Source organism: Mesorhizobium sp. P2_A12 (assembly GCF_056405075.1).
This window is the reverse complement of record NZ_JBFUCU010000006.1, coordinates 114009-137049: the sequence shown is the minus strand read 5'-3', so window position 1 is coordinate 137049 and position 23041 is coordinate 114009. Positions and strand designations below refer to the sequence as shown.

Below are 23041 nucleotides of genomic sequence, written 5' to 3'. Positions count from 1 at the left end.
GACGCGCTTTATTTGTTGAGCGCGGCGAAGTAGGCCTTCTCGATGTCGGCGGCCATCACATCGGCGCCGAAGCGTGCCTTGAGGCTGGCGCCATCGGGCATCAGCTTGCGATAGGCGGCGAGGTCGCCCAGCGCCTGGCTCACCTTGTCGGCAAGCTCGACCGGGTCAGGCCGGATCAGGGCGGGGGAGCCGGAGCCGAAGATCTCCGGTATGCCGCCGACCGACGTGGCGATCATCGGCTTTCCCGCGGCAAGCGTCTCCAGGACGATATAGGGCATGGCTTCGGCGCGCGAGGGAACGATGACGAGTGCCGCCAGCGCGAAGGCTTCCCTGGCCGGCATCGGCGGCAGGAAGCGGACGTGGCCCTCAAGCCCGAGCCGTTTCACCCGGGCGTGGTAGCGGGGCAGGTCGTCGCCGGCGCCGACCATCACCGCGGTCAACGCGCGGCCGAGCCGGGGGCCGGCGAGGGCCAGCGCGTCGATGAAGATGTCGGGACCCTTCAGGTCGCGCATCATGCCGATATAGAGCAGATCGGCTGCGTCGGGCCCGGTGATCGCCGGCTCGAATTCGGCGGCGCGCAATCCGTTGTAGACAAGGGTGTTAGGGATCTGCGGCTCTCCGACCTTGCGGCGATAGGTTCGCCTTTCATAGTCGGAGACAAACAGCAGGTGGTCGGTGAAGCGCGCCATGAAGCGCTCGAGCGCGAAGAACAGCTTTCCGGTGGTCGTGTTCTCGTCATAGTGGAGAGAGCCACCATGCGGCGAATAAAGGCGGGCTACGCGAGACCTTGATACCCGCAACAATGAGCCGAACAGACGGGTATAGGCGCCACCCTTGGCGCCGTGCCCGTGCAACACGTCCGGCCGCAATTCCTTGATAATCCTGTAAGTGCGCCAGGCCGACGCAAGGTCGCCCGGGCCGACATGGCGCTGCATCGGCGTGCGATGGATGCCGAGCGCCAGCATATCCTTCATCTGCTCGAACAGACGTTCCTCGAACTCGCCGCCCGTCGTCGAATCGCAGACGATGCCGACGGAATGTCCCGCAGTGACCTGCGCCTCGGTCAGGTCGCGCACATGGCGGAAAATTCCTCCGACGGGTGAGCGAAAGCAATGGACGATCCTGAGGTTGTCCACCACGTGGGTCGTCAGAACAGGCGTTCGCGGACGTAGACTGTATCGCCCGGCAGCAGCGGGTCGGACGTGACCACACGGCCGGTCATCACTTTGCCGTTGATGTCGCGGGTGATGTCGACGCTTTCCTGGTTGGCGCGCGGGGTGAAACCGCCGGCGATGGCGATTGCCTTCTGCACCGTCAGGCCGGGGACGTAGGAGTATTGGCCGGCGGCACCCACTTCGCCCATGACGAAGATCGGCCGGTAGCGGTCGATCTCGACCGAAACGTCGGGATCGCGCAGATAGCCTTGTCGCAATTTGTCGGCGATTTCCTTTTCCATCTGCTGCGCTGTGTGGCCGCGCGCCGGTACGGCGCCGACAAGCGGGAAGGAGAGGTAGCCGGACTGGTCGACGCTGTAGGTGTTGGTCAGCCCGTCCTGCTCGAACACGGTGACGCGGACGCGGTCGCCGGCGCCAAGACGATAGGGCTGGTCGAGCACCTCGTGGAAGGCGGCCGGCGTCGGCCGGTAGCTGGAACAGCCGGCAAGCATCGATACGGCAAGCAGCGCGCGAAACAGGGAAGCAGTGCTTTTCATGACCGGACAGGTACCTTCGACTGGTCGCCGCAGCCCCGCAGCAACTCTAGGGATCGAGGTCCGTTATCATCCTGTTAGGGTTAATGGCCGGTAAAGGGAGCGGCCGACACGGCGCGCGCCGGCGAGAGTTTTTCGATTTTTTGGCGGTTTTGTTTGGCGTCCGCCAGTAAACCCTAATGCAAACTTACGGCCATCTTAACGGCTGAGTTACCATAGTTGTTTACGGTGTGTCCCAACCCAGTATCGGAGTAGGGATGCATGTCCGTTCAGTCCGCGGCCGCAGATGTCGACGTCGATCTCAGGCAGCTCTTCGCCAGCCTGGCGAGGAACTGGCTGCGCATCCTTGTCGTTGCACTGGTGGTGACCGGCGCGGCTTTCGCGCTCGCCTCGTTTGCCACGCGTCACTACAAGGCACAGACCCAGGTAGAGATTGCGCCGCGTGAGTCCGTTTATACGCGGCCGGCCAGCAACAACGACGCCGACAAGCCAATTCTGGATGAACAGGGCGTCGCCACCCAGGTCCAGATCATTTCCTCCAACGAAATCCTCAAGCAGGTCGCGCAAAAGCTTGGTCTGGAGAAGCTGCCCGAGTTCGACGAAGCACTCGACATGTCGCCGTTGAGCCGCGCTCTGGTCCTCGTCGGCCTGAAGAGCGACCCGATGGAAATTCCGACGGAAGAGCGCGTCCTCAAGAAAATGCATGAGAAGCTCAACGTCTACAGCGTCGAGAAGACCCGCATCATTGCCATTGAGTTCTCGTCGGAGGATCCCAAGCTCGCGGCCGCCGTACCCGATGCCATCGCCGCCGCCTATATCGCGGGGCAAGGCGCCGCCAAGCTCGAATCGAACAACGCCGCCGCTGACTTTCTGGCGCCGGAGATCGCCGACCTGCAGCGGCAGGTCAGGGATGCCGAGGCCAAGGTTGCCACCTACCGTGCGCAATCCGACCTTTTGATGGGCGGCAACAATTCGGTGCTTGCCACGCAGCAGCTTTCCGAACTGTCGAGCGAACTGATGCGTGTGCGCGCCAACCGCGCCTCGGCGGAAGCGACCGCCGACAGCGTACGCAAGGCGTTGCAGGGTGGCGGCTCGCTCGATGCCGTGCCTGAGGTCTTGTCTTCCGATCTGATCCAGCGTCTGCGCGAGCGGCAGGTCGAGCTCAGAGCCAACATCGCCGATCTTTCCACCACCTTGCTCGACAATCATCCGCGCATCCGGGCGTTGAAGTCTCAGCTTGTCGATCTCGACGGCCAGATCCGCAACGAGGCGCAAAAGCTGATGAAGGGTCTGATAACCCAGGCGCAGACCGCGCAGGCTCGTGAGAACCAGCTCGTCGCCGACGTCAACACTCTCAAGGCCGCATCGGCCCGCGCCGGCGAACAGCAGGTCGAGCTTGACGCCTTGCAACGTGATGCGGCCGCCAAGCGCCAGCAGCTCGAATCGTACCAGGCGAACTACCTCAGCGCGGCGTCGCGCAAGGATCGCAACTATCTGCCTGTCGATGCAAGGGTGGTTTCCCTGGCGCAGGTGCCGTCCGAGCCGTATTTCCCGAAGGTCCTGCCCATCGTCAGTGCCGCCTTCGTCGCATCGCTGCTGATCATGGCTATCGTAACGCTCCTGCGGGAGCTGTTTTCTGGCCGTGCCATGCGGCCGGCGACCGGTTCCCGCTTCGAGCGCATCGATGAGGTCGCGATGCCCCATGTAGCTCAGGCGCCTGATAGGATCGCGATGCCGGCTGTCCACCAGGAGCCCGCCATCCTCAAGGACCCGGTCCTTCGGCCGCAGACGGGAGGAGGTCCGGCTGACGATAGGGCAGTGCCCTACACGGCCGCGATGCCCTACGCCACCGCGATGCCCGAGCCTGTTGCGCCTTATGCGCATCCAGCCGAAGTGCCCGACATGGTCGCGATGACCGAAGCGGCGACGGCGCCGGAGACGGCTGCCAAGGTCGAACCGGTGCATTCCACCCTGGGCGAGATCGACATTGAGAAGGCCGCCGAAAAGCTGATCGCCAGCGGTGCGGCGCGCGCCATATTCGTCTCGCCGGAGGGCGACGAGGCTGCCGCATCGGCTGTCCTGGTGGCACGCGAGGTCGCCGACGCCGGCCTGCGCGTCCTGTTGCTGGACCTTACCGCTTCAGGCGCCGCCTCGCGGCCGATGCTGGACAGCGGCCTTTTCCCCGGCATCACCAATCTGCTCGCTTCGGAAGCGCAGTTCAGCGACGTCATCCATGCCGATCTCTATTCGGACTGTCATGTCATTCCGGTCGGCACCGCCGATCCGGTCCGCGCCATGCGCGCCGCCGACCGGCTGCCGATCATCATGCAGTCGCTGACCACTGCGTATGATCTGGTCGTGGTCGAATGCGGACCGGCCGACGCGCAAGGCATCAGCCGCCTGGCCGGCGATGCCACCGAGGTGTTCCTGTCCATGCTGGAGCCGGACAATGAAGTGACGCAGGCCGCGGTCAAGCTGATCGAAAGCGGCTATCCCGACCTGACGCTGGTGACGCCGCTCGGCCACGAACCGCCCGGCAATCCGGTGCCGGGACGGCGGTCGGCGGCCTGAAAGAGCAGCAGATCCCAGGCGGACGCCTTCAGTGTCCGCCTGGTTTTATCCCAATTCCAGGGTCGTCACGCCGAACAGGCGCTGCAGGCCGAGCTCCGGGGCATGGCCCTTGTACATGCGGGTGGTCTTGAAGGTCGGCGCAAAGCCGGCCGCCTCGAGTGCCGCAATGAAATCGGTCTTCGTGGCGGGAACGTCGATGTGCAGGTCGCCGCCCTCGCAGGCACCCGCCAGTCCGTCCAGCAGTTGCAGCGCCGTGTCGTTGCTCTCAGCGAACAGCGGGCCGATCTTGAAGCCCGAGCGGCACGGCCGAGCCACGGCATAGCCGGTGGTGCCGCGCGAGCTGATCGCCGCCAGCCCATGATGCGGCGCCTGCAGCCATCGCTGCAGGAAGGCTCGCCGGGGTGCCGGAAAACAATGTGCGTCATAAGCGATGATGTCGGGCACGAGCTGGGTCTTCACCGGGCGCAACCCATCGGCCCTGACCGCAGGGCCTGCGGCGCGGCCGCTGTAGCGGATGGTCTCGTAGGCGGGTTCGAAGCCCTTGCGCCTGTAATTGGCCTGCTGCTCGGCGACGCCATCGAGGCCGATGCTCCTCCCTGCAAGCCTGTCCATGCCGGTGTTCCACACCGCCTTGCCATAGCCTTTGCCGCGCATGTCCGGCCGGCAGATGTAGAGGCCGATGAAACCGAATTCGCGTCCATAGGCCACTGCCGAGATTGCCGCGACCATTTCGTTGCCGACGAAGGCGCCGATAAAGCCGGCGGGATCCGCAGCCTGGAACATCGCCGCGTCTTCAAGACCAGGGTTCCAGCCTTCCGCCGCCGCCCAGTCGATGAGAACCGCCAATTCATGCAGTGACAGTGTTCGGATGGTCGGCTTCATTGTGCTCACTCCGCGGCGACAGCTCCCGGGGAGAAGGATTTCAGCATGCCACGGTAGGGCTTGACCAGCGGGCTCGCATAGGCGCCGCGCTTCGATGTTGAAAGGCCGAGCGCAACCAGCGCCTCGGCCTGTTTCAGTGCTGCGCCGACACCGTCGATGACAGGCAGGCCGAATTCGGCCTGCAGCCGGTGGGCAAGATCCGCCATGCCGGCGCAGCCAAGCACGATGGCTTCGGCCCTGTCCTCCTCGACGGCCCGGGCGATTTCGTCGCGCAGCTTTCCGATCGCGCCCGATGCCGGATCTTCAAGTGCAAGCACTGGAATGTCGGCGGCCCGTACACGCGCTCGTCGCTCCATGCCGTAGCGCTGGACCAGTGCCTCGACCGGCACGCGGGAGCGTTCGGTGGTGGTCACGACGGTGAAGCGCTGGGCGATGAAGGACGCCATACTCAGCGCTGCCTCGCAAATGCCGATGATGGGGATGTTGGCCATGGCACGTGCGGCATCCAGGCCCGTATCGTCGAAACAGGCGATGATTGCAGCCTGCGCACCGACACGCTCACCGGCGGCGATCTCCATCAACAGGCCGGGCACGGAGAGCGCCTCGTCATAATAGCCTTCGATCGAAGCCGGCCCCGTGGAGGAGGTGACGGCGACAACCTCCGTCCAGGCACCGGCAACGGCGCGCGCCGCCGCAGCGATGGTTTCGGTCATGCTGGCCGTCGTGTTGGGGTTCACCACAAGGATCTGCATGTTCAGGCACGCGCCCGCCGGCGGCCGACATAGAGGATGGCGCCAAGCGTCGCCAGGATCACCAGGAAGGAGAACACCGTGGTCACCGTGCCCAGCGCGTAGAGAACGGGCGTCGTGACGTTAGTGGTCATGCCGTAGATCTCGAGCGGCAGCGTGTTGAAGGTGCCGGAGGTCATCAGAGTGCGGGCGAACTCGTCGTAGGACAGCGTGAAGCCGAACAGGCCGACGCCGATCAGGCTCGGCGCGATCATCGGCAGCACGACATGGGCGAAGGTCTGCCAGGACGAGGCGCCAAGATCGCGCGCGGCTTCCTCATAGGCGGGCGAGAATCGGTTGAAGACGGCGAACATGATGAGCACGCCGAAGGGAAGGGTCCAGGTCAGATGCGCGCCGAAAGCCGACGTGTACCAGGCCGGGCGAAAGCCGATCTGCTGGAAGACGACGCCGATGCCCAGCGAAATGATGATCGAGGGCACGACCAGGCTGGCGACCGCCAGGTAGAACAGCGCGGTGGCACCGCGGAATTTATGGCGGAAGGCGAGGCCGGCGAGCAGTGACACCGCGACGGTGACGATCATCACCATGACGCCCAGAACCAGCGAGCGCTTGAAGCTGCCGCCGAAATCGCCAACCGCCTGGCGCTCGAACAGATTGGCGAACCAGTGCAGCGACACGCCGTTGAGCGGGAAGGTGAGGCCGCCGGTTTCGCCCTGGAAAGACAGGATCAGGATCGCCGACAGCGGCCCGTAGAGGAACAGCACGAACAGCGTAAAGAAGGCCGCCAGCACGTAGAATTCCAGAGTGCGGTTTTCGTGGCTCACGTCACAGTTCTTTCCTGATATCGACGATGCGCAGGATGCCGGCAACCATCAAGAGCACCAGCACCAGAAGCACGACCGCATTGGCGGCGGCGGCCGGATATTGCAGCAGCGACATCTGGTTCTTCATCATCAGTGCCACCGAGGCGCTCTGCCCGCCCGACATCACCTGGACTGTTGAGAAGTCGGCCATCACCAGGGTGACGACGAAGATGGTGCCGATCGCCATGCCGGGCTTGGCGAGTGGAATGATCACGTTCCACAGCACCTGCCAGCCAGACGCGCCGGCATCGCGGGCGGCCTCGACCAGCGACTTGTCGATGCGCATCAGCGTGTTGAAGATCGGCGTCACCATGAACAGCGTGTACAGATGGACCATGGCCAGGACGACCGCGAATTCGGAATAGAGCAGCCATTCGATGGGCTTGGGCACCAGCCCTAACTGCACCAGCGTCGAGTTGATCAGGCCGTTGCGGCCGAGCACGGGGATCCACGAGATCATGCGGATGATGTTGGAGGTCAGGAACGGCACGGTGCAGATCAGGAACAGCACCATTTGCATGGCGGTGGTGCGGATGTGGAAGGCGAGGAAATAGGCGACCCAGAAGCCGATGAACAAGGTCAGCGCCCAGACGATGACAGCAAATTTGATGGTGTTGAGGTAGGTCTTCCAGGTGACCCAGGAGCCCAGCACGTCAAAATAGTTGGTGGTCAGGAAATCCGGATACATGGCCGCGAAGTCGTAGTCCCAGAAGGAGACGACGACGATCATGACAATGGGCAAAAGCAGGAACGCGCAGAGGATCAGCGCCAGCGGCGCCGATTGGAGGTAGGGCGTGACGGCGCTGGGCGAAAGCCGGCGGCGTCTGGCCGGCTTGGCTACGGATATGGCGGGGCGTTCGAGCGCGACTGTCATCAATGTTCCCGGTGCAGGTTCACGATGCGGCGGAGCGGCCTTGCCTTCTCCCCTTGTGGGAGAAGGTGGATTGGCGCGAAGCGCCAAGACGGATGAGGGGTGTTGGAAGACATGAGGCTTTGATAACTCCGCATCGTCTTGGTGGTGACGTATCGCCAAGCTGGAACACCCCTCATCCGACCTCGCTTCGCGAGGCCACCTTCTCCCACAAGGGGAGAAGGGAAGGAGGAGGGGGCGCTGCGTTCCCTTACGCCGCGATGAACTCGTTCCAGCGCTTCACCATGTAGCGGTCCTCGTCCATGACCGAGTTCCAGCAGGCGACCTTGCCCATGCGCTCCTCGAAGGAGCCGCCATCGCGTACCGCGCCGGCCTTTTCCATAACGGTGCCGTCGGGCGCCTTGATCTCACCCTTGGCCGGCTTGCCCTCGATCCAGTAGCCCCACTCGTCCTCGCTCATGAACTTCTTGGCCGAGACCATGTTGGCCGAGTAGTAGCCCTGGCGGTTGAGATAGCCGCCGACCCAGCCCGACGTGTACCAGTTGATGTATTCATAGGCCGCGTCGAGTTCGGCGCCCTTGAGATGGGCGGCGAGGCCAAGGCCGCCGCCCCATGAGCGGTAGCCTTCCTTGAGCGGCTGGAAGCGGCAGGCAATGCCCTTGGAGCGCACGGCCGCCACGGCCGGAGACCACATTGACTGGATGACGACTTCGCCCGACGCCATCAGGTTGACGCTCTCGTCGAAGGATTTCCAGAAGGCGCGGAACTGGCCGCCCTGCTTGGCCTTGATCAGGAAGTCGATGGTCTTGTCGATCTCCTCCTTGGTCATGTTGCCCTTGTCAGCATATTTGATGTTGCCCATGGCTTCCATGATCATCGCCGCATCCATGATGCCGATGGAGGGGATGTTGAGGATCGCGGTCTTGCCCTTGAAGGCCGGGTCCATGATGTCGGCCCATGTGGTAATGTCGCGGCCGACGAGGTCGGGGCGGATGCCCAGGGTGTCGGCGTTGTAGATGGTCGGCACCATGGTGAACCAGTTGGTCGGCGCCTTGGCAAAGGTCTTTGAGTCCTGCGCCTCGACGAAGCCGACCGTGTGCGGCGCTGTCCCCTGGGCAATCACGCTGTCGGGCGTCAGCTTGCCGGTTTTGAACAGCGGCACCAGCTCGTCGTAGTATTTCAGCTTGCTGACATCCATCGGCTGCAGCACGCCGGTGGGGAACACCTTCTTGCAGATCCAGTATTCGATGTCGGCGATGTCGTAGCTGTCGGGCTGGGTCACGGCGCGCTGGGCCGCCGCATCGGAATCGGTCGCCGTCATTTCCAGCGTGATGCCGAGGTCGGCCTTGCACTTGTCGGCGATGGCATTGAGGTTCGACACGCCGGTGCCGAACTGGCGCAGCGTGATGTTGGATTGCGCCCAGATGGTCGGGAAGCCTGATATGGCGCCGGAGCCGGCGGCAAGGCCGACCGCGGCCGCACCTGTCTTGAGCAGCGCGCGGCGCGAAATCCCGGTCTTGGTTTGCGTGGTGTCTGTCATGCCTATTCCCCTGTCTTGTTTTGCTTCGTTGACGTCATGAATGAAGGCGGCCGAGGATGATGGCATCCTCGGAATCCCAGGCGAGCGGTACGCCGTCGCCGACGGCGACGGGTCTGGCGAAGAAGTCGGAATCGTCGATGATGACGGTGAAATCGTCGATGCCGCCGCCGGTGACGGACAACTTCACCGTGGCGCCGCGATATTCGATGTTGGAGACGATGCCGGTGAAGCCGAAGCCGGGCGAGGGTGCGGCGCCGATGCGCACATGGTCGGTGCGGATGGCGATGTCGATCGGCTGTCCCGCCTCCTGTGGTTTCCCGATGGCCGCCAGCGAGCCGCCGCCATTGACATCGAAGGCGACCATGCCGTCTCGGCTGGCAGTGACGCGGCCGGAGATGACGTTATGGTCGCCCATGAAGCGTGCGACGAAGGCCGTGGCCGGCCGCTCGAACACGTCGCGCGGCGGGGCCGCCTGTTCGATGCGGCCGTCATTCATCACCACGATCAGGTCGGCAAGCGCCATCGCCTCCTCCTGGCTGTGGGTGACGTGGACGAAGGTGATGCCAAGCGAAATCTGCAGCTTCTTCAGTTCGGCGCGCATGCGGATCTTCAGGAACGGATCGAGTGCCGACAGCGGCTCGTCGAGCAGCAGCGCCTCCGGGTCGGTGATGAGTGCCCGCGCCAGCGCCACGCGTTGCTGCTGGCCGCCGGAAAGCTGCGCGGGGCGGCGTGTGGCATAAGCCTGCATCTGCATCAGCTTGAGCATATCCAGCGCCTTGGCGCGGCGCTGCTCCTTGTCGATGCCCTTCATCTTCAGGCTGAAGGCGACATTGTCGATGAGGTCCAGATGCGGGAACAGCGCGTAGGACTGGAACATCATCGCCGTGCCACGCTTGGCCGGAGGCAGGTCGGTGACGACGATGTTGCCGAGGCGTACGTCACCTGACGAAATGCTCTCGTGGCCGGCGATCATGCGCAGCGTCGAAGTCTTGCCGCAACCGGAGGGGCCGAGCAGGCAGCAATAGGTGCCGGCCGGAATCTTCAGGCTGATGTCCTGGACGGCGGTCGTCATCCCATAGACTTTCGAAACGGACACAATGTCGATTTCGGCGGCTTTGGACATTCAGGCTTCCCCGTTTTGGTCGCATCAACCAATGCATCATGCGTGCCAATCTCGGGTTGACCGGCCAAGCATTTGAATTGTTAAGAAAACCGGGATTTTTGTCTGCCGCCCACGAAACAGGCTGATTGGTGCATTGCACAAATTATGGGCGATTGTGAGCGATTTGCACAAAAATCGTATGCAATCTTTTTTGCCTTCGTGTCCAATTTGCCTCTCGTGCACGGATGACGAGTCGCGTTAGAAGGAGACAGGAACTTTTCCGCCATGAACATTGCCGACCAGATCTACTCCGCCACCGACAGTGCAACGCAGGATCGTGCCCAGGCGATCCACGACCAGCTGCGCGACGCCATAGTCGACCGCCGGCTCGCGCCCGGCACCAAGCTGTCGGAAGGCGAGGTCGGCACGCTGTTTGATGTCTCCCGCACCGTGGCGCGAGCCGCGCTGCAGATGCTGTCCTTCGAGGGCCTGGTGCGCACGGAGCGCAACCGTGGCGCCTTCGTTGCCAATCCTTCGCCCGAGGAAGCGCGCCAGGTGTTCGCCTCACGCCGGCTGATCGAGCCGGGCATAGCCATCGCCGCATGCGGTCGCGTCACCGCCGCTGACATCGCCGTTTTTCGGGCGCAGCTCGACGAGGAAGGCCGCTTCATCGCGGAGCGCGGTCCCAATGCGCGGCGTGCCGAAATCAAGGCGTCGGGCGATTTCCACCTGCTGCTCGCCTCCGTGGCCGGCAATGCCATCCTGCAGCGTTTCATGGAGGAATTGGTGGCGCGCTCGTCTCTTGTCATCGCCCTTTACGGGCGTTCTGGCGTATCGGCCTGCGGCCATAGCGAGCACACGGAGATTGTCGGCGCGCTGGAGAACGGCGATTGCGCGCTGGCGAGCCGGCTGATGCTACACCACATCGACCATATCGAGGCCGATCTCGATCTGCGTGTCCGAGCCGGCCCGGCGCTCCGGGAAGCCCTCAATTTCTGAAGCTAGCTCTCATTCTCGCCGGTCGCGGGCGCTGCCTGTCCGGCAACCTTGCGGCGCAGCATCTTGGTCAGCTTCCAGATCGCCGGGCTGTTCTTAATGAAGGCTTTGAACCTTGCGCCTTGCCGGAGCGTCGCCGCCAGCGCGCGACCCTTCAGCGTCAAGGGGATCAGCACCTCGAAATGCTGGGTTTCGATATCGCACCAAAGCCGCTTGTACGGCTCGTCGCCGACGGAGAAGTCGTAGACGGCAAAACCGGTCTCACAGGCTTCCTGGATGTTGTCGAAGAACAGGAAGTCGCCGGGACTGGTGTTGCCGAGATCATCCTCGGCGATGGCTCCGAACTCGCAGATCAGGCGCTTGCCGGAGCGGCTTGACCCGGTGACGGCGCGGAGCTTGCCGGCAACCTCGAGCCCGTGCAGCACGAACGAAGGCTTGTCCTCGGCAAGCGCGTGCGTAAACAGTGCGCGGAAGAAGGCGCGTACCTGCTCGTCGCCAAAGACGTTGGAGATGCCCATCTTGCGGAAGCGGAATTCCTTCATCTCGAAAAAGGCATCGAGCAGCCTGTCCACCTCGTCCGCCGTGCGCGCCTCGATGCGCCGGTGGCGGCCGACAGCCTCGAACTTGCGCATCTGCGAGCGGTGCTTCTTGCGCTTGCGCTTGCCGCTGGCGCGCAACAGCAGCGCATCGAAGCCACCACCGAGATCGACGGCCAGCGACATATTGGGGCTGGCAAAATGATCAAGCAAGGCGAGTGGATTGGGGACACCGTCGAGATCGGGCAGCAGCCGCTCGAGCGTGACGAGATCGATGTCCGGGCGTGCCTTGGCGATGGCCGCCAACAGGGATCGGATGGCCGGGATATCCGCCCTGGCCAGCCATTGCGGATCGGCGGCGACGAAGTTGCCGTTGGCGTGGCGGTCGCCCATGAAGCGGGCGACGCGGAACGGACCTTTCGCGGTGACCTCAAGGGCCAGCGAAAAAACCGGCCTGCCTTCGGCGCTCAGCGTCGCAACGAGCAGATCCGGTCCGACCTGCTCGGCCCAGTTCAGGACCCAGCTGGCACTCTGCGCCGGCGCAAACAGGGCCGAGCGGGAGAACCCGGCATAGGCCGCGAGCCCTTCCGCGCACATCACTGAAATCGACAGGCCGGCCTGGTCTGCCGGCAAGGTTCGCGGCGACGCCTCGGTCGCAGCGAGCCGATTGCCGTCAAATGACGCTGTTGCGTCAACCATACCTCAATCCTTAGGGCGTACTGATGGCGATTTGGGGAGCCGCATAGGCGCATTCCGTGCTTGGTTAAGCCTAGGCGCAAAAGGTGAATGAATGATCGACGGGGGCGAGGCAATCCGGAAACTGGCGCTGAACGTCGCCCGTTATTCCGGTCTTGCACCGCTGGCCAAGCCGTTCATCGGCGGCATTGGCGCCATACTGATGCTGCACCGCGTGACCGCGACGCCCGAAAAGCCCGACAGCGTCAACCGCCATCTGAACATCGCGCCTGGCTTCCTCGATGCCGTGATCGCCGACATGAAGGCGAGCGGCTATGCCTTTGTTTCCATGGACGAAGCCATCGAGCGCATCAAGGCAGGCGGCAAGGGTGGCGAGTTCGCAACCATCACCGCCGACGACGCCTATCGCGACAACATGACGGAGGCGCTGCCGGTGCTGGAGAAGCACGGCGCGCCGATGACCATCTACGTCGCGCCCGGGCTGATCAACGGCACCGCCGATTTGTGGTGGGATGTGGTCGAGGACATCGTCAACATACGCGACAGCCTCACCCTGACGCGGCCGAATGGCCCGCTGGTGATCGACTGCTCGACCCCGGCGAAGAAAGTGCAGGCCAATATACGCCTTCATGTCTATCTCACCTCCGAAGTCCGCGAGGAGGACCTGCAAGCCGTGCTGCGTGACCTGGCTCGCTCGAATGGCGTCGACGCGGACGGCCCGCGCCTGCGGACATTGATGAACTGGGACGAAATCCGCAGCATCGCCGCGCATCCGCTGGTGGCGATTGGCGCCCATACGATCAACCACAGCAATCTGAAGCGGCTTTCCGAAACCGATGCGCGGCACGAGATTGGGGCCGTCGGTGACATGCTGCAGGCCAAACTGGGCGAAAGGCCCAGCCATTTCGCCTATCCCTATGGCTATGCCAGGGCGGTGGGCTGCCGCGAAGTGGGTTTTGCCCGCGACGCCGGCTATGCCTCCGCCGTGACTACGCGCCATGGCGTGCTGCGCGCCGAACATTCCGGGTTTCTGCATGCCTTGCCGCGCATTTCAGTCAACGGCCGCTACCAGAGCCTCGCTCATATCCGCACCATGCTGTCGGGCGTGACCACGCCGCTCGCCAACGCCGGCAAGATGCTCGTGACGATCTGACTGCGGCGGGGCCGGGTTCCGGTTCAGCGCTTCGCCTTCGGCTCCAGCATCAGCCACTTGATGATGCCCATCGCCGGCAGCACCCACAGCAGGCCGCTGAGCAGGAAGAACAGGAAATGCACCCATGGGCTCGACTCCGACAGCCGGGCGACCGCGAAGATCGAAGCGACCAGCGCATAGATGATGACCAGCGCCACCAGCAGGAACGCTCCGATCAGCTTTTTCAGGCGCACGGGCATGGTTGGCCTCCTGGTCTAGGCTGCCGAACCTCTGAGGTCCGGTAAGCTCTTGGCTTCGCATAGGCCTTGACGCGACCCTGTGCAACCGGTGAGACGCGGCGCGACGGCGTGCCGCGCCGTCTGGTCTTGCCAGCAAGGGTGCGATGGTCCACCAATCCGCCAAACCAACCTGCCGAGACAAGACCATGGCTGCCATATCCGCTGCCGCGCCCTTCGTGGCCCGCGACCGCGACCTGTATAATCGGGCGCTGCTGCGCGGCTGGCTCTATGTCGTGGTGCTGGTGCTGTTCGCGCTGGTGCTGGTCGGCGGCGCCACCAGGCTCACCGGTGCCGGCCTGTCGATCACGCAGTGGAAGCCGATCCACGGCGTGATACCGCCGCTCAACGACGCCGAGTGGCAAGAGGAATTTCAGCTCTATCAGCAGATCCCGCAATATGCCGAGCTCAACAAGGGCATGAGCATCGAGGCGTTCAAGTCGATTTTCTGGTGGGAATGGGTGCACCGCATCCTGGCCCGCAGCGTCGGCCTGGTGTTTGCCTTGCCGCTGCTGTTCTTCTGGGCGACGCGCCGCATCGAACGCGGCCTGGGGCCGAAATTGGTGGGTATCCTTTTGCTCGGCGGCCTGCAGGGCGCCATCGGCTGGTGGATGGTGGCCTCGGGCCTGGTCGACCGGGTCTCGGTCAGCCAATACCGGCTGGCGACCCATCTGACGCTGGCGGCGCTGATCTTCACCGCCACCATGGTCGTGGCGCGTGGGCTGGCGCCGCATTCCGAACCCGCCGCCGACCGCTCGACGCAGAAGCTGGCCGGTTTCATCGTGTTTCTGGCGTTGATCCAGATCTATCTCGGCGGGCTGGTCGCCGGGCTCGACGCCGGCCTGAGCTACAACACCTGGCCGTTGATGGACGGCAAGCTCATCCCTGGTGATTTGCTGATCCTGGAGCCGGCGTGGCGCAATTTCTTCGAAAGCCCCAAGACGGTGCAGTTCGTCCATCGTCTCGGCGCCTACACGGTGTTCATTGTGGCCTTGTGGCACATGATCGCCACGCGTCGGCGCCTTCCTGAAACAACCCACGCCCGCCGCGCGACGCTGCTGTTCGTGCTGGTTTTGGTGCAGGCTTCGATCGGCATCGGTACGCTGCTGATGCATGTGCCGCTGCATATGGCACTGACCCATCAGGGGTTTGCGCTCATCGTGCTGGGCTTTGCCGCCGCGCATTGGCGCGGCACCAAAGGTGCCTATCCCTTGCCCCACGAAATCGCGGTCAGGACTTGATCCCGAGCCGATCGGCCGGTCACATCCAGAATTCGTTTGACGCTGTCGTCTTCTCGCCGTCGAATTCGGCCTGGCGCAAGGCTGCGGCGGATGGCGCTGACTGGCTCTGAGCGTCCTTCGCCGCTTTGTCGGCGTCGGCGGCCCTGAGTGCATCAAGCTTGGCCTGGGCGACAGCGATATCCTGCTGCCCCTGGGCGGCCTGGACCTGATCCTTGATCGCCTTGGCCTGATCTTCCAAATCCTGGATCTGCTTTTCGAGCGCGGCCTCCTGGGCGGCATTGCTCGATGAACTGGACGAGGAATACTGGGTTGCCTGCGAGGAACCCGAAATCGCGCTGACCATGACAATTCCCTGATGGAGCCACGCAACGTCTAGTAGCCCATCATGGTGAACAAGCCCTTACCGTCGCCGGTTGACTGGCTGGATCAGAAGCTTGGCCGCACCGCCCGGATCGCCTCGGCGATTGACAACTCGCGGTTCTCGTCGACCGCGTTGTCGTCCTCGTGATGCCAGGAGGCCGACAGGCAACCATAGGCGATGGCATGATCGAGAATGGCGCGCGGAGCCTGGCCCAGCGTTTTGGCGAAGACTTCGGCCATATCCGCGATCCGCTCCGGATCGAGGCAAAGATCGTCCCGGTCGAGCGGGTTGTAGAACATGTTCGCGGCGTCGAAGCCGGGATCGCCAAGCACGCCCTTCGGATCGATCGCCAGCCAGCCGCGCGGTCCGTGCAGGATGTTGTCGTGATGCAGGTCGCCATGCAGGGGCTTGGTATCGTGCGGATCGGCCAGCAACCGATCGGCGATTGCCGCAGCCTCGACATAGAGACTGTCACGGCCGGCGTCGCGGTCGCTCGCGGCTTTCCTGAACAGGCTGGCAAACCGCTCGCGGAGCGGCTGCAGCTCGGCCGGGAAGGGGTCTTTCCCAGGCGAAAACAGTTTTGCCATCACATCGGCCGCGATTGCGGTGGCGGCGTTGTCGCCCTGTTCGCCGAGAACCTGCTGCAGCAGGGTTTCGCCGGCATATTCGAGCAGCATGCTGTGGCCGTCGCGGCCAAGCAGGCGGACCGCGCCGTCGCCGCGCCGCCAGGCGAGATAGTGCTCGCCACGCAATTCGTCGGCGACGTCATCGAAAGGCTTGAGCGCCTTGACGATCGCCGGCGACCCGTCCTCGCGGCGCACCTTCCAGATGCGGCTCGAAAAGGTCTCGGCAATGAGTTCGGGCGCGCTGACCCTCCAGCGCGTCGGAAAGACAGGCGCATCCATCAGAGGCCGAGCATCAGGTCCATGTTCTGCACGGCGGCACCCGAGGCCCCCTTGCCGAGATTGTCATAGACCGCCAGCAGCAGAGCCTGCGCCCGTTTGTCATTGGCGAAGACGTAGACCTTCATTCGGTTGGTGCCGTTGTAGATCTCCGGATCGATCTCCGGCATGCGCTCCAGATGCGCATAGGGCGCGACCTCAACCACACCGCCCTCGATGGCGGCGAAATGGTCGGCAATCGCCGCGTGAAGCTCCGCACCCGTCGGCACATGGTCGAGACCGCCAAGCTGCAGCGGCACCACCGTGATCATGCCTTGCGCGAAATTGCCGACCGCCGGCTGCATGATCGGATCATGCGACAGCCTGGCATAGGCCCTGAGCTCCGGCACGTGCTTGTGCTGCAAGGTGAGGCCGTAGGGCAGGAACTCCGAGGCGTCCTCGCCCTTGGCGACATAGTCCTCGATCATCGGCCGTCCGCCGCCAGAATAGCCGGAAATGCCGTTGACCGTGATCGGGAAGTCCGCCGGCAGCAGGCCGGCGGTGACCAGCGGCCGCAGCGTCGCGATCGGTCCCTGCGGCCAGCAGCCGGGGTTGGCGACGCGTTTTGCCGAGGCGATCGTCTTTGCCTGCTCCTTGTCCATCTCGGCGAAACCATATGCCCAGCCTTCGGCGACGCGATGCGCGGTCGAGGCATCGATGACCTTGGTGGTGTCGTTGGCGATCAGCGAGACGCTTTCCTTCGCCGCGTCATCGGGGAGGCACAAGATGGCGACATCGGCGGCATTGAGGAACTCGGCGCGCGCCGCCGTTTCCTTGCGGCGCTCGGCAGGAACGGAGATGATTTCCAGGTCACCGCGCTCGGCAAGCAGCGCCCGGATCTGCAGGCCAGTGGTGCCATGCTCGCCGTCGATGAAGATTTTCGGTTTCATTTGCCTGATCAAATTCCCTGATAATTCTAGACTATATGCCTTGACCGTGATTCACTGCGGCACCGTTGTGGTTGCCATTGTTCAGCTCTTCAAGCCGGGCCTTTCGCTCGGCCAGCAGGCCGAGATACTGCATGGCCACCATCGAGCCGGCAATCGCCGTTATATCGGCGTGATCATAGGCTGGCGCAACCTCGACGACATCGGCGCCGACAATGTCGATCTGGTTGAGCTGGCGCAGCGTCGACAGGATCTTTGCCGAGGACGGCCCGCCGGCAACCGGCGTCCCGGTACCGGGTGCATAGGCCGGGTCCAGGCAGTCGATGTCGAAGGTGAGATAGGTCTTCTTGCCGCCGGTGCGGTCGACGATGGCATAGGCGATATCGGACGCCCGCATTTCCTCGATTTCGTGGCCGTAGAGGATCTTGATGCCGAACGTGTCGGGCGCGTGGGTGCGGATCCCGATCTGGATCGAGCGGTCCGGATCGATGATGCCTTCATTGACGGCACGGCCGATAAAGGAGCCGTGGTCGATGCGCTTGCCGTCGTCCGGCCAGGTGTCCTGGTGGGCATCGAACTGCACCAGGGCGAGCGGGCCGTGGATGGCGGCATGCGCCTTGAGCAGCGGCCAGGTGACGAAATGGTCGCCGCCCAGCGACAACAGGAAGGCGCCGGATTTGAGGATCTTCGCCGCTTCGCGCTCGATCGTGCCGGGCGTCTTCTGGTGGTTGCCCGAATCGAGCAGGCAATCGCCATAGTCGACCACCGCGAGATGCTCGAACAGATCGCGTGAAAACGGGTATTGCGGGTCGTTGTCGAGGATCGCCGAGGCGCGGCGGATCGCCTGCGGCCCAAAGCGGGCGCCGGGCCGGTTGGTGACGGCGGCGTCGAAGGGAATGCCCCATATCACCGCGTCCGCGCCCTTCACGTCCTTCGTGTATTTGCGCCGCATGAACGACAGCGCGCCGGAATAGGTCGGCTCGAGGGCAGCGCCCGTTTTGGAGCGGGCGGTGAAGGCATGGTCGATGTTGTTGGTCGCCATTACGGGTCCTTGTTTTTCATCGGGGTGCAACAACTACAGAACCGGCACGGAAGATGCCAGTCACAGCTTGGGGAGACGAAATGGCGCCCCTCAAGTGCCATGGCAAAACAGGATTTGTATCATCATGACGCAGACCGCGTTTCTTAATCCTCCCCGCGCCGTGGTGTCGACCCACAGCGGCACGATCGCCGGCGAACGCTTCCTGGTTCTCGATTCGTGGCGCGGCATCTGCGCGCTGCTGGTGGCGCTGTTTCACTTCCCGACCGGTTCGACGATTTCGCAAAGCGCCTTCATCGGTTCGTCCTACCTCTTCGTCGACTTCTTCTTCGTTCTTTCTGGTTTCGTCATCGCCAGCAGCTACGGCAGCCGGCTGAGCCAGCCGGAAGAGGTGGCTCGCTTCGCCCTGGTACGGTTCGGCCGCATCTACCCGCTGCATCTGCTTATGCTTGCCGCTTTCGCCGCTTTCGAGCTGCTGCGGCTGGTGCTGCCGCAACTGCACGGCACCGGGGCAGCTCCCTTCACCGGCGGTTTCGACCTCAGGAGCCTGCTTGCCAATCTTCTCTTGCTGCAAGGCGTCGGCTTCGAGGATCACCTGACCTGGAATGCGCCAAGCTGGAGCATTTCGGCGGAGTTCTTCGCCTATCTCCTGTTTGCGGGCGTGGTCTTCGTCGCCGGCGAGTTCGCCTGGATATGGTTCGTCGGCGCTGCCGTCACCGCGCCGCTGTTCCTGCTTGGCTTCTCGACCCATCATATGGATGTGTCCTTCGATTTCGGCTTCATCCGCTGCCTGTACGGCTTCTCGCTGGGCGCGTTGCTTGCCTGGTTTCAGCATGATTCCATTGCAGGGGCGCGACAGGCCCTGGCCAAGGGCGGCCCGCGCATGGCCTGGACCCTTGCCGAGATCGTCATGGTCGCCGTCATCGTGCTTTTTGTCTCGCTGTCGGGCGACAATGATTTCGGCATCGCGGCGCCCCTTGTGTTCGCGCTGGCGCTGTTTCTCTTCGCGCATGAAGGCGGCTGGATCAGCGCCCTGCTGAGGACGCCGTTCATGCTGACGCTCGGCGCGCTGTCCTATTCGATCTACATGGTCCACATCTTCGTCCAGGCACGCTTGATCAACATCGCCGGGCTCGTCGAGCGCAAGCTTGGCCTGGGCCTGATCGACGACATCGTGCTGCGCGGCCTGCCGGCGACCGGCTTCGGCGCCGGCTGGACAGGGGCAGTGGCGATCATCGTCATGCTTGTCGCCACCATCGCCGCCTCCTGGATCACCTGGCGTTTCGTCGAGATGCCGGCCATGGCCTGGTTCCGCCGGCTGTCGAAACGCATCTGACGCGAGCATGATCCCGAAAAGTGGAAGCCGGTTTTCGGAAAAGATCATGCTCAAGCAAGACATCCGCTAGCCGGCTTCGTTCACCGGGCTGTCACGGGCATCGCCTATCCGGGTCTCGATCCGGCAAGGAGCGATTCTCGATGCGGACCATCTGGCTGAGCCTTCTGCTTTGCGCGGCACTTGCGGCCGCCTCTGGCCAGGCCTTGGCCGACGAAACCCGCGCCAGGCAGATCCTCGACCGCTTCGAGCATGCCAACCAGTGGCGCGACCACGTCATGATCGCCGCGCATCGCGCCGGCAGCATGCAGGCCGGCAAGACGCTCTACGCGGAAAATTCGATCGCGGCCGTGCAAGGCTCGATCGCCATGGGCGCCGAAATCGTCGAGGTCGACATCAGGCGCTCCAAGGATGGTGAGTTCGTCGTCATGCATGACAGCTGGCTCGACCGTACCACGACCTGCAAGGGCGAGGTGGTGAAGTACACGCTGGCCGAACTGAGAACCTGCCGATTGGTGGTTGAGGGGACCGGCGCCGTCACCAATGAGACAGTTTCGACGCTGCGCGAGATGCTGCTGGCGACCAGGGACAGGATCCTCATCAACCTCGACAACAAGCTCGAGGTCGGCGACCTCTCCGGCATGATCGCGGTGGCTCGCGATCTCGGCATGGCCGAACAGGTCATCGTCAAGGAGAACTTGTGGAATTCCACCCGGATTGCCACGGTCAAGGCCGCCATGGATGCCATCGGCGGCGGCTTCCAGTTCATGCCGATCATTGCTGACGACGCGGTGCATGATGCCGCTTTCGCCGAGACGGTCGACCACGCCTTCTCGCCGCGCGCGACCGAGCTGATCAACTGGCGGGCGGGCGCCGAGACGCTGACCGAGACCGGCGGCCCGCTGTTCAGCACGCGCATGCGCGCGGCCGCGGTGCGTGGCAACTGGCACATCTGGGCCGACACCTACGCCATCGTCAACAAGCCGGGCGGCTTCCTTGCCGGCGGCCGCGGCGACGAGCTGGCGGTCCAGGCCAGGCTGCCGCGCGAGACATATGGCTTCTGGGCCGATCGCGGCGCCACCATCATCCAGACCGACGAGCCGAAGGCGGCGATCGACTGGCTGGCGGCGAATGGCTACCGCGTGCCTTATGCCGACGAGGCGCGGCCGGTTGAGCCTGCGAATACGGCGAGCATCAACTAGGAACACCGGCAGAAACCGCCGCTCTCCCCACGAGGGGGGAGATTTGCTCGTCGCCGCGTTCGCTAATCCACCAACGGCTGGTCCAGCCTCGTCCGCCGTCAAGCGGCCGCCGCCATACCATCCAATTCCCTGAGCACATCGTCCGAAAGCTTGAGTTCGGCAGCGGTGAGGTTCTCCCGCAGATGCGCGACCGACGATGTGCCGGGGATCAGCAGGATGTTGGGCGCGCGCCGGAGTAGCCAGGCGAGCGCGACCTGCATCGGCGTGGCGCCGAGGCGCTGTGCCACATCGGACAGCGTCGAAGACTGCAGCGGGTTGAAGCCGCCGAGCGGGAAGAACGGCACGTACGCAATGCCGTCACGAGCGAGGTCGTCTATCAGGGTGTCATCTCGGCGATGCGCCAGATTGTACTGGTTCTGCACACAGACGATCTCGGCAATCCGGCGTCCTTCCTTGATCTGGGTCGATGTCACGTTGCTCAATCCGATATGCCTGACCAGGCCTTGGCGTTGCAGTTCGGCCAGAACGGTGAGCGGCGCTTCGATCGACCCCTCGGCGGGACCGTGGGTGTCGAACATGATGCGCAAATTGACCACGTCGATCACCTCGAGGCCGAGATTGCGCAGATTATCGTGCACCGCCTGGGTCAGCGCTTCGGCGGAGAAGGCCGGCAGCCACGAGCCATCCGCGCCGCGCCGGGCGCCGATCTTGGTGACGATGACCAGATCCTTTGGGTAGGGGGCCAGCGCCTCGCGGATCAGCCGGTTGGTGACGTGCGGGCCGTAGAAGTCGCTGGTGTCGATGTGGTCGACGCCTTGTGCAACGGCCTCCCGCAGCACGGTCACTGCCGCGTGATGGTCCTTGGGCGGCCCGAACACACCAGGCCCGGCGAGCTGCATGGCACCGTAGCCGAGCCGCTTCAGGGTGTTGCTGCCAAGGGTGAAGGTACCGGCCTGTTGGATATTGGACATGATTGATCTCCTTTGAGGAGGCGAAGATAGGCGCTGCTCAATCTTGTGATAATCAGGTACAATCCACACAGGCTGTGCGGAATTGCGAACAATGATGGATCTCAGTGATCTGAACGCCTTCGTGGCGGTGGCGCGCGCCGGGGGCTTTCGCGATGGTGCGCGCGCCAGCGGCGGCAGCGCCTCGGGCTTGAGCGAAGCGGTGCGTCGCCTGGAAGTGCAGCTCGGTGTCAGGCTGTTCAATCGCACGACGCGCAGCGTTGTCCCGACCGAGGCCGGCCTTAGCTTGCTGGAGCGGCTCGGTCCGGCGCTGTCGGAGGTGGAGGCCGCCCTCGACGTGGTCAACGGCTTTCGCGACAGGCCGGCGGGCTCGCTGCGTCTCAATGTGCCGGTCAGCGCCGCGCGGTTGATATTGCCCGACATCGTTCCAGGTTTCCTCGCCGCCTTTCCCGGCATCCGGCTGGAGGTGATCGCCGACGAGAACTTTGTCGACGTGCTGGCGGCGGGCTGCGACGCCGGCATCCGTTACGACGAGCGGCTGGAACAGGACATGATCGCGGTGCCGATCGGACCGCGCCTGCAGCGTTTCGCCACCGCCGCCAGCCCTGCCTATCTTGAACGCCATGGGCGGCCGCAACATCCGGGCGACCTGCTCGGCCATGCCTGTGTGCGCGGCCGCTTTGCCAGCGGCGCGATGCTGCCGTGGGAATTCGAGCGCGACGGCGAGGTGGTGCGGATCGATCCGACAGGCCCGCTGATCGTGCGGATCGGCGGCGCGACCGATCTGGCCGTCGATGCGGCCATCGCCGGCACCGGCATCATCGGCCTGTTCGAGGGCTGGCTTCGCCCGCACTTCGAGAGCGGCGCGCTTGAACCCATTCTGGAACCGTGGTGGCAGAGCTTCACCGGGCCGTTTCTCTATTATCCCGGCCGCCGCCTCGTGCCGGCCCCGTTGCGGGCGTTCATCGATTATATCAAGCAATCGACGGTTCACGCCTGAGATCATACGAGTGAGCAGTGCCGGCTCTCCCACCCCGCACTATGTTGCGCGGGAGGCGCGGGTGGGGTGACTGCCGAGCCGCAAACAACGAGCCGCCAACAAGCCAACAAAAAGGCCGCCCGAAGGC

Annotated in this window: 22 protein-coding genes; 7 read left to right on the top strand and 15 right to left on the bottom strand. The window is 63.9% G+C overall.

Annotation, left to right across the window (positions count from 1 at the left end):
• Nucleotides 1-8: 8 nt before the first annotated feature.
• Together AC1DZU_RS16225 and AC1DZU_RS16220 are read right to left on the bottom strand one after the other, a co-directional pair.
• Nucleotides 9-1139 (bottom strand): glycosyltransferase family 4 protein, encoded by a 1131-nt coding sequence (locus AC1DZU_RS16225; RefSeq protein ID WP_477286268.1) that lies wholly within the window; start codon nucleotides 1137-1139, stop codon nucleotides 9-11.
• A gap of 8 nt (nucleotides 1140-1147) precedes the next feature.
• Nucleotides 1148-1711, bottom strand: coding sequence for a polysaccharide biosynthesis/export family protein (locus AC1DZU_RS16220; protein ID WP_023810258.1), 564 nt, complete (start codon nucleotides 1709-1711; stop codon nucleotides 1148-1150).
• A 258-nt stretch (nucleotides 1712-1969) separates the two neighbouring features.
• On the opposite strand from AC1DZU_RS16220, the gene AC1DZU_RS16215 reads away from it, so the two are divergent.
• Nucleotides 1970-4279 carry a Wzz/FepE/Etk N-terminal domain-containing protein gene (locus tag AC1DZU_RS16215; RefSeq protein WP_477286265.1) on the top strand — a complete coding sequence of 770 codons (2310 nt, stop codon included), beginning with the start codon at nucleotides 1970-1972 and terminating at the stop codon, nucleotides 4277-4279.
• A gap of 45 nt (nucleotides 4280-4324) precedes the next feature.
• On the opposite strand, the gene AC1DZU_RS16210 is transcribed toward AC1DZU_RS16215, so the two are convergent.
• The 6 genes from AC1DZU_RS16210 to AC1DZU_RS16185 form a co-directional block, all read right to left on the bottom strand.
• Nucleotides 4325-5161, bottom strand: coding sequence for a GNAT family N-acetyltransferase (locus AC1DZU_RS16210; protein ID WP_477286263.1), 837 nt, complete (start codon nucleotides 5159-5161; stop codon nucleotides 4325-4327).
• Between the two features lie 5 nt (nucleotides 5162-5166).
• Nucleotides 5167-5913, bottom strand: coding sequence for an aspartate/glutamate racemase family protein (locus AC1DZU_RS16205; RefSeq protein WP_477286261.1), 747 nt, complete (start codon nucleotides 5911-5913; stop codon nucleotides 5167-5169).
• A 2-nt stretch (nucleotides 5914-5915) separates the two neighbouring features.
• Nucleotides 5916-6734: an ABC transporter permease gene (locus AC1DZU_RS16200; protein ID WP_477286259.1), complete on the bottom strand. Its 819-nt coding sequence runs from the start codon at nucleotides 6732-6734 to the stop codon at nucleotides 5916-5918.
• A 1-nt stretch (nucleotide 6735) separates the two neighbouring features.
• Nucleotides 6736-7647 carry an ABC transporter permease gene (locus AC1DZU_RS16195; protein ID WP_477286256.1) on the bottom strand — a complete coding sequence of 304 codons (912 nt, stop codon included), beginning with the start codon at nucleotides 7645-7647 and terminating at the stop codon, nucleotides 6736-6738.
• Nucleotides 7648-7894: 247 nt separating this feature from the next.
• Entirely contained in the window at nucleotides 7895-9184 is a 1290-nt protein-coding gene (locus AC1DZU_RS16190; RefSeq protein ID WP_477286254.1) for an ABC transporter substrate-binding protein, read from the bottom strand.
• 34 nt (nucleotides 9185-9218) lie between these two features.
• Nucleotides 9219-10307 carry an ABC transporter ATP-binding protein gene (locus tag AC1DZU_RS16185; protein WP_477286252.1) on the bottom strand — a complete coding sequence of 363 codons (1089 nt, stop codon included), beginning with the start codon at nucleotides 10305-10307 and terminating at the stop codon, nucleotides 9219-9221.
• Nucleotides 10308-10571: 264 nt separating this feature from the next.
• Between AC1DZU_RS16185 and AC1DZU_RS16180 the strand changes: the two genes are divergently transcribed.
• Nucleotides 10572-11285: a GntR family transcriptional regulator gene (locus AC1DZU_RS16180; protein ID WP_477286250.1), complete on the top strand. Its 714-nt coding sequence runs from the start codon at nucleotides 10572-10574 to the stop codon at nucleotides 11283-11285.
• Between the two features lie 2 nt (nucleotides 11286-11287).
• On the opposite strand, the gene AC1DZU_RS16175 is transcribed toward AC1DZU_RS16180, so the two are convergent.
• Entirely contained in the window at nucleotides 11288-12517 is a 1230-nt protein-coding gene (locus AC1DZU_RS16175) for a GNAT family N-acetyltransferase (protein ID WP_477286248.1), read from the bottom strand.
• Between the two features lie 91 nt (nucleotides 12518-12608).
• Here AC1DZU_RS16175 and AC1DZU_RS16170 point away from each other — a divergent pair, with 91 nt between their 5' ends.
• Nucleotides 12609-13667: a polysaccharide deacetylase family protein gene (locus AC1DZU_RS16170; RefSeq protein WP_477286246.1), complete on the top strand. Its 1059-nt coding sequence runs from the start codon at nucleotides 12609-12611 to the stop codon at nucleotides 13665-13667.
• Nucleotides 13668-13690: 23 nt separating this feature from the next.
• Here the strand turns inward: AC1DZU_RS16170 and AC1DZU_RS16165 are convergent, their stop codons facing one another.
• Complete coding sequence (locus AC1DZU_RS16165; protein WP_457152663.1) at nucleotides 13691-13906, bottom strand: DUF2842 domain-containing protein; 216 nt, start codon at nucleotides 13904-13906, stop codon at nucleotides 13691-13693.
• 185 nt (nucleotides 13907-14091) lie between these two features.
• On the opposite strand from AC1DZU_RS16165, the gene AC1DZU_RS16160 reads away from it, so the two are divergent.
• Nucleotides 14092-15183, top strand: coding sequence for a COX15/CtaA family protein (locus AC1DZU_RS16160; protein WP_477286244.1), 1092 nt, complete (start codon nucleotides 14092-14094; stop codon nucleotides 15181-15183).
• A 19-nt stretch (nucleotides 15184-15202) separates the two neighbouring features.
• Here AC1DZU_RS16160 and AC1DZU_RS16155 read toward each other — a convergent pair whose 3' ends face one another.
• From AC1DZU_RS16155 to speB, 4 genes are all read right to left on the bottom strand, one after another.
• Nucleotides 15203-15526: a hypothetical protein gene (locus AC1DZU_RS16155; RefSeq protein ID WP_477286242.1), complete on the bottom strand. Its 324-nt coding sequence runs from the start codon at nucleotides 15524-15526 to the stop codon at nucleotides 15203-15205.
• Between the two features lie 83 nt (nucleotides 15527-15609).
• Nucleotides 15610-16452 (bottom strand): aminoglycoside phosphotransferase family protein, encoded by an 843-nt coding sequence (locus AC1DZU_RS16150; protein WP_477286486.1) that lies wholly within the window; start codon nucleotides 16450-16452, stop codon nucleotides 15610-15612.
• Complete coding sequence (argC, locus tag AC1DZU_RS16145) at nucleotides 16449-17375, bottom strand: N-acetyl-gamma-glutamyl-phosphate reductase (protein WP_477286240.1); 927 nt, start codon at nucleotides 17373-17375, stop codon at nucleotides 16449-16451. The genes AC1DZU_RS16150 and argC overlap by 4 nt, the downstream gene beginning before the upstream one ends.
• Nucleotides 17376-17406: 31 nt before the next feature.
• Complete coding sequence (speB, locus tag AC1DZU_RS16140) at nucleotides 17407-18414, bottom strand: agmatinase (protein WP_477286238.1); 1008 nt, start codon at nucleotides 18412-18414, stop codon at nucleotides 17407-17409.
• Between the two features lie 124 nt (nucleotides 18415-18538).
• Between speB and AC1DZU_RS16135 the strand changes: the two genes are divergently transcribed.
• A complete protein-coding gene (locus AC1DZU_RS16135; protein WP_477286236.1) occupies nucleotides 18539-19747 on the top strand; it encodes an acyltransferase family protein in 1209 nt (402 codons plus the stop codon).
• Nucleotides 19748-19887: 140 nt separating this feature from the next.
• The gene (locus tag AC1DZU_RS16130) at nucleotides 19888-20946 is read left to right on the top strand and encodes a glycerophosphodiester phosphodiesterase family protein (RefSeq protein ID WP_477286234.1); all 1059 of its coding nucleotides are present in this window, start codon (nucleotides 19888-19890) and stop codon (nucleotides 20944-20946) included.
• Between the two features lie 98 nt (nucleotides 20947-21044).
• On the opposite strand, the gene AC1DZU_RS16125 is transcribed toward AC1DZU_RS16130, so the two are convergent.
• Nucleotides 21045-21917 carry an aldo/keto reductase family oxidoreductase gene (locus tag AC1DZU_RS16125; protein ID WP_477286232.1) on the bottom strand — a complete coding sequence of 291 codons (873 nt, stop codon included), beginning with the start codon at nucleotides 21915-21917 and terminating at the stop codon, nucleotides 21045-21047.
• A 91-nt stretch (nucleotides 21918-22008) separates the two neighbouring features.
• Between AC1DZU_RS16125 and AC1DZU_RS16120 the strand changes: the two genes are divergently transcribed.
• Entirely contained in the window at nucleotides 22009-22914 is a 906-nt protein-coding gene (locus tag AC1DZU_RS16120) for a LysR family transcriptional regulator (protein ID WP_477286230.1), read from the top strand.
• The last annotated feature ends 127 nt before the right edge of the window (nucleotides 22915-23041 follow it).

Bases quoted from the DNA above. Each gene is read 5' to 3' on its own strand.
- AC1DZU_RS16220 (WP_023810258.1), bottom strand. From the start codon at position 1,711: ATGAAAAGCACTGCTTCCCTGTTTCGCGCGCTGCTTGCCGTATCGATG.
- AC1DZU_RS16215 (WP_477286265.1), top strand. From the start codon at position 1,970: ATGTCCGTTCAGTCCGCGGCCGCAGATGTCGACGTCGATCTCAGGCAG.
- AC1DZU_RS16210 (WP_477286263.1), bottom strand. From the start codon at position 5,161: ATGAAGCCGACCATCCGAACACTGTCACTGCATGAATTGGCGGTTCTC.
- AC1DZU_RS16205 (WP_477286261.1), bottom strand. From the start codon at position 5,913: ATGCAGATCCTTGTGGTGAACCCCAACACGACGGCCAGCATGACCGAA.
- AC1DZU_RS16195 (WP_477286256.1), bottom strand. From the start codon at position 7,647: ATGACAGTCGCGCTCGAACGCCCCGCCATATCCGTAGCCAAGCCGGCC.
- AC1DZU_RS16190 (WP_477286254.1), bottom strand. From the start codon at position 9,184: ATGACAGACACCACGCAAACCAAGACCGGGATTTCGCGCCGCGCGCTG.
- AC1DZU_RS16185 (WP_477286252.1), bottom strand. From the start codon at position 10,307: ATGTCCAAAGCCGCCGAAATCGACATTGTGTCCGTTTCGAAAGTCTAT.
- AC1DZU_RS16180 (WP_477286250.1), top strand. From the start codon at position 10,572: ATGAACATTGCCGACCAGATCTACTCCGCCACCGACAGTGCAACGCAG.
- AC1DZU_RS16175 (WP_477286248.1), bottom strand. From the start codon at position 12,517: ATGGTTGACGCAACAGCGTCATTTGACGGCAATCGGCTCGCTGCGACC.
- AC1DZU_RS16170 (WP_477286246.1), top strand. From the start codon at position 12,609: ATGATCGACGGGGGCGAGGCAATCCGGAAACTGGCGCTGAACGTCGCC.
- AC1DZU_RS16165 (WP_457152663.1), bottom strand. From the start codon at position 13,906: ATGCCCGTGCGCCTGAAAAAGCTGATCGGAGCGTTCCTGCTGGTGGCG.
- AC1DZU_RS16160 (WP_477286244.1), top strand. From the start codon at position 14,092: ATGGCTGCCATATCCGCTGCCGCGCCCTTCGTGGCCCGCGACCGCGAC.
- AC1DZU_RS16155 (WP_477286242.1), bottom strand. From the start codon at position 15,526: ATGGTCAGCGCGATTTCGGGTTCCTCGCAGGCAACCCAGTATTCCTCG.
- argC (WP_477286240.1), bottom strand. From the start codon at position 17,375: ATGAAACCGAAAATCTTCATCGACGGCGAGCATGGCACCACTGGCCTG.
- speB (WP_477286238.1), bottom strand. From the start codon at position 18,414: ATGGCGACCAACAACATCGACCATGCCTTCACCGCCCGCTCCAAAACG.
- AC1DZU_RS16135 (WP_477286236.1), top strand. From the start codon at position 18,539: ATGACGCAGACCGCGTTTCTTAATCCTCCCCGCGCCGTGGTGTCGACC.
- AC1DZU_RS16130 (WP_477286234.1), top strand. From the start codon at position 19,888: ATGCGGACCATCTGGCTGAGCCTTCTGCTTTGCGCGGCACTTGCGGCC.
- AC1DZU_RS16125 (WP_477286232.1), bottom strand. From the start codon at position 21,917: ATGTCCAATATCCAACAGGCCGGTACCTTCACCCTTGGCAGCAACACC.
- AC1DZU_RS16120 (WP_477286230.1), top strand. From the start codon at position 22,009: ATGATGGATCTCAGTGATCTGAACGCCTTCGTGGCGGTGGCGCGCGCC.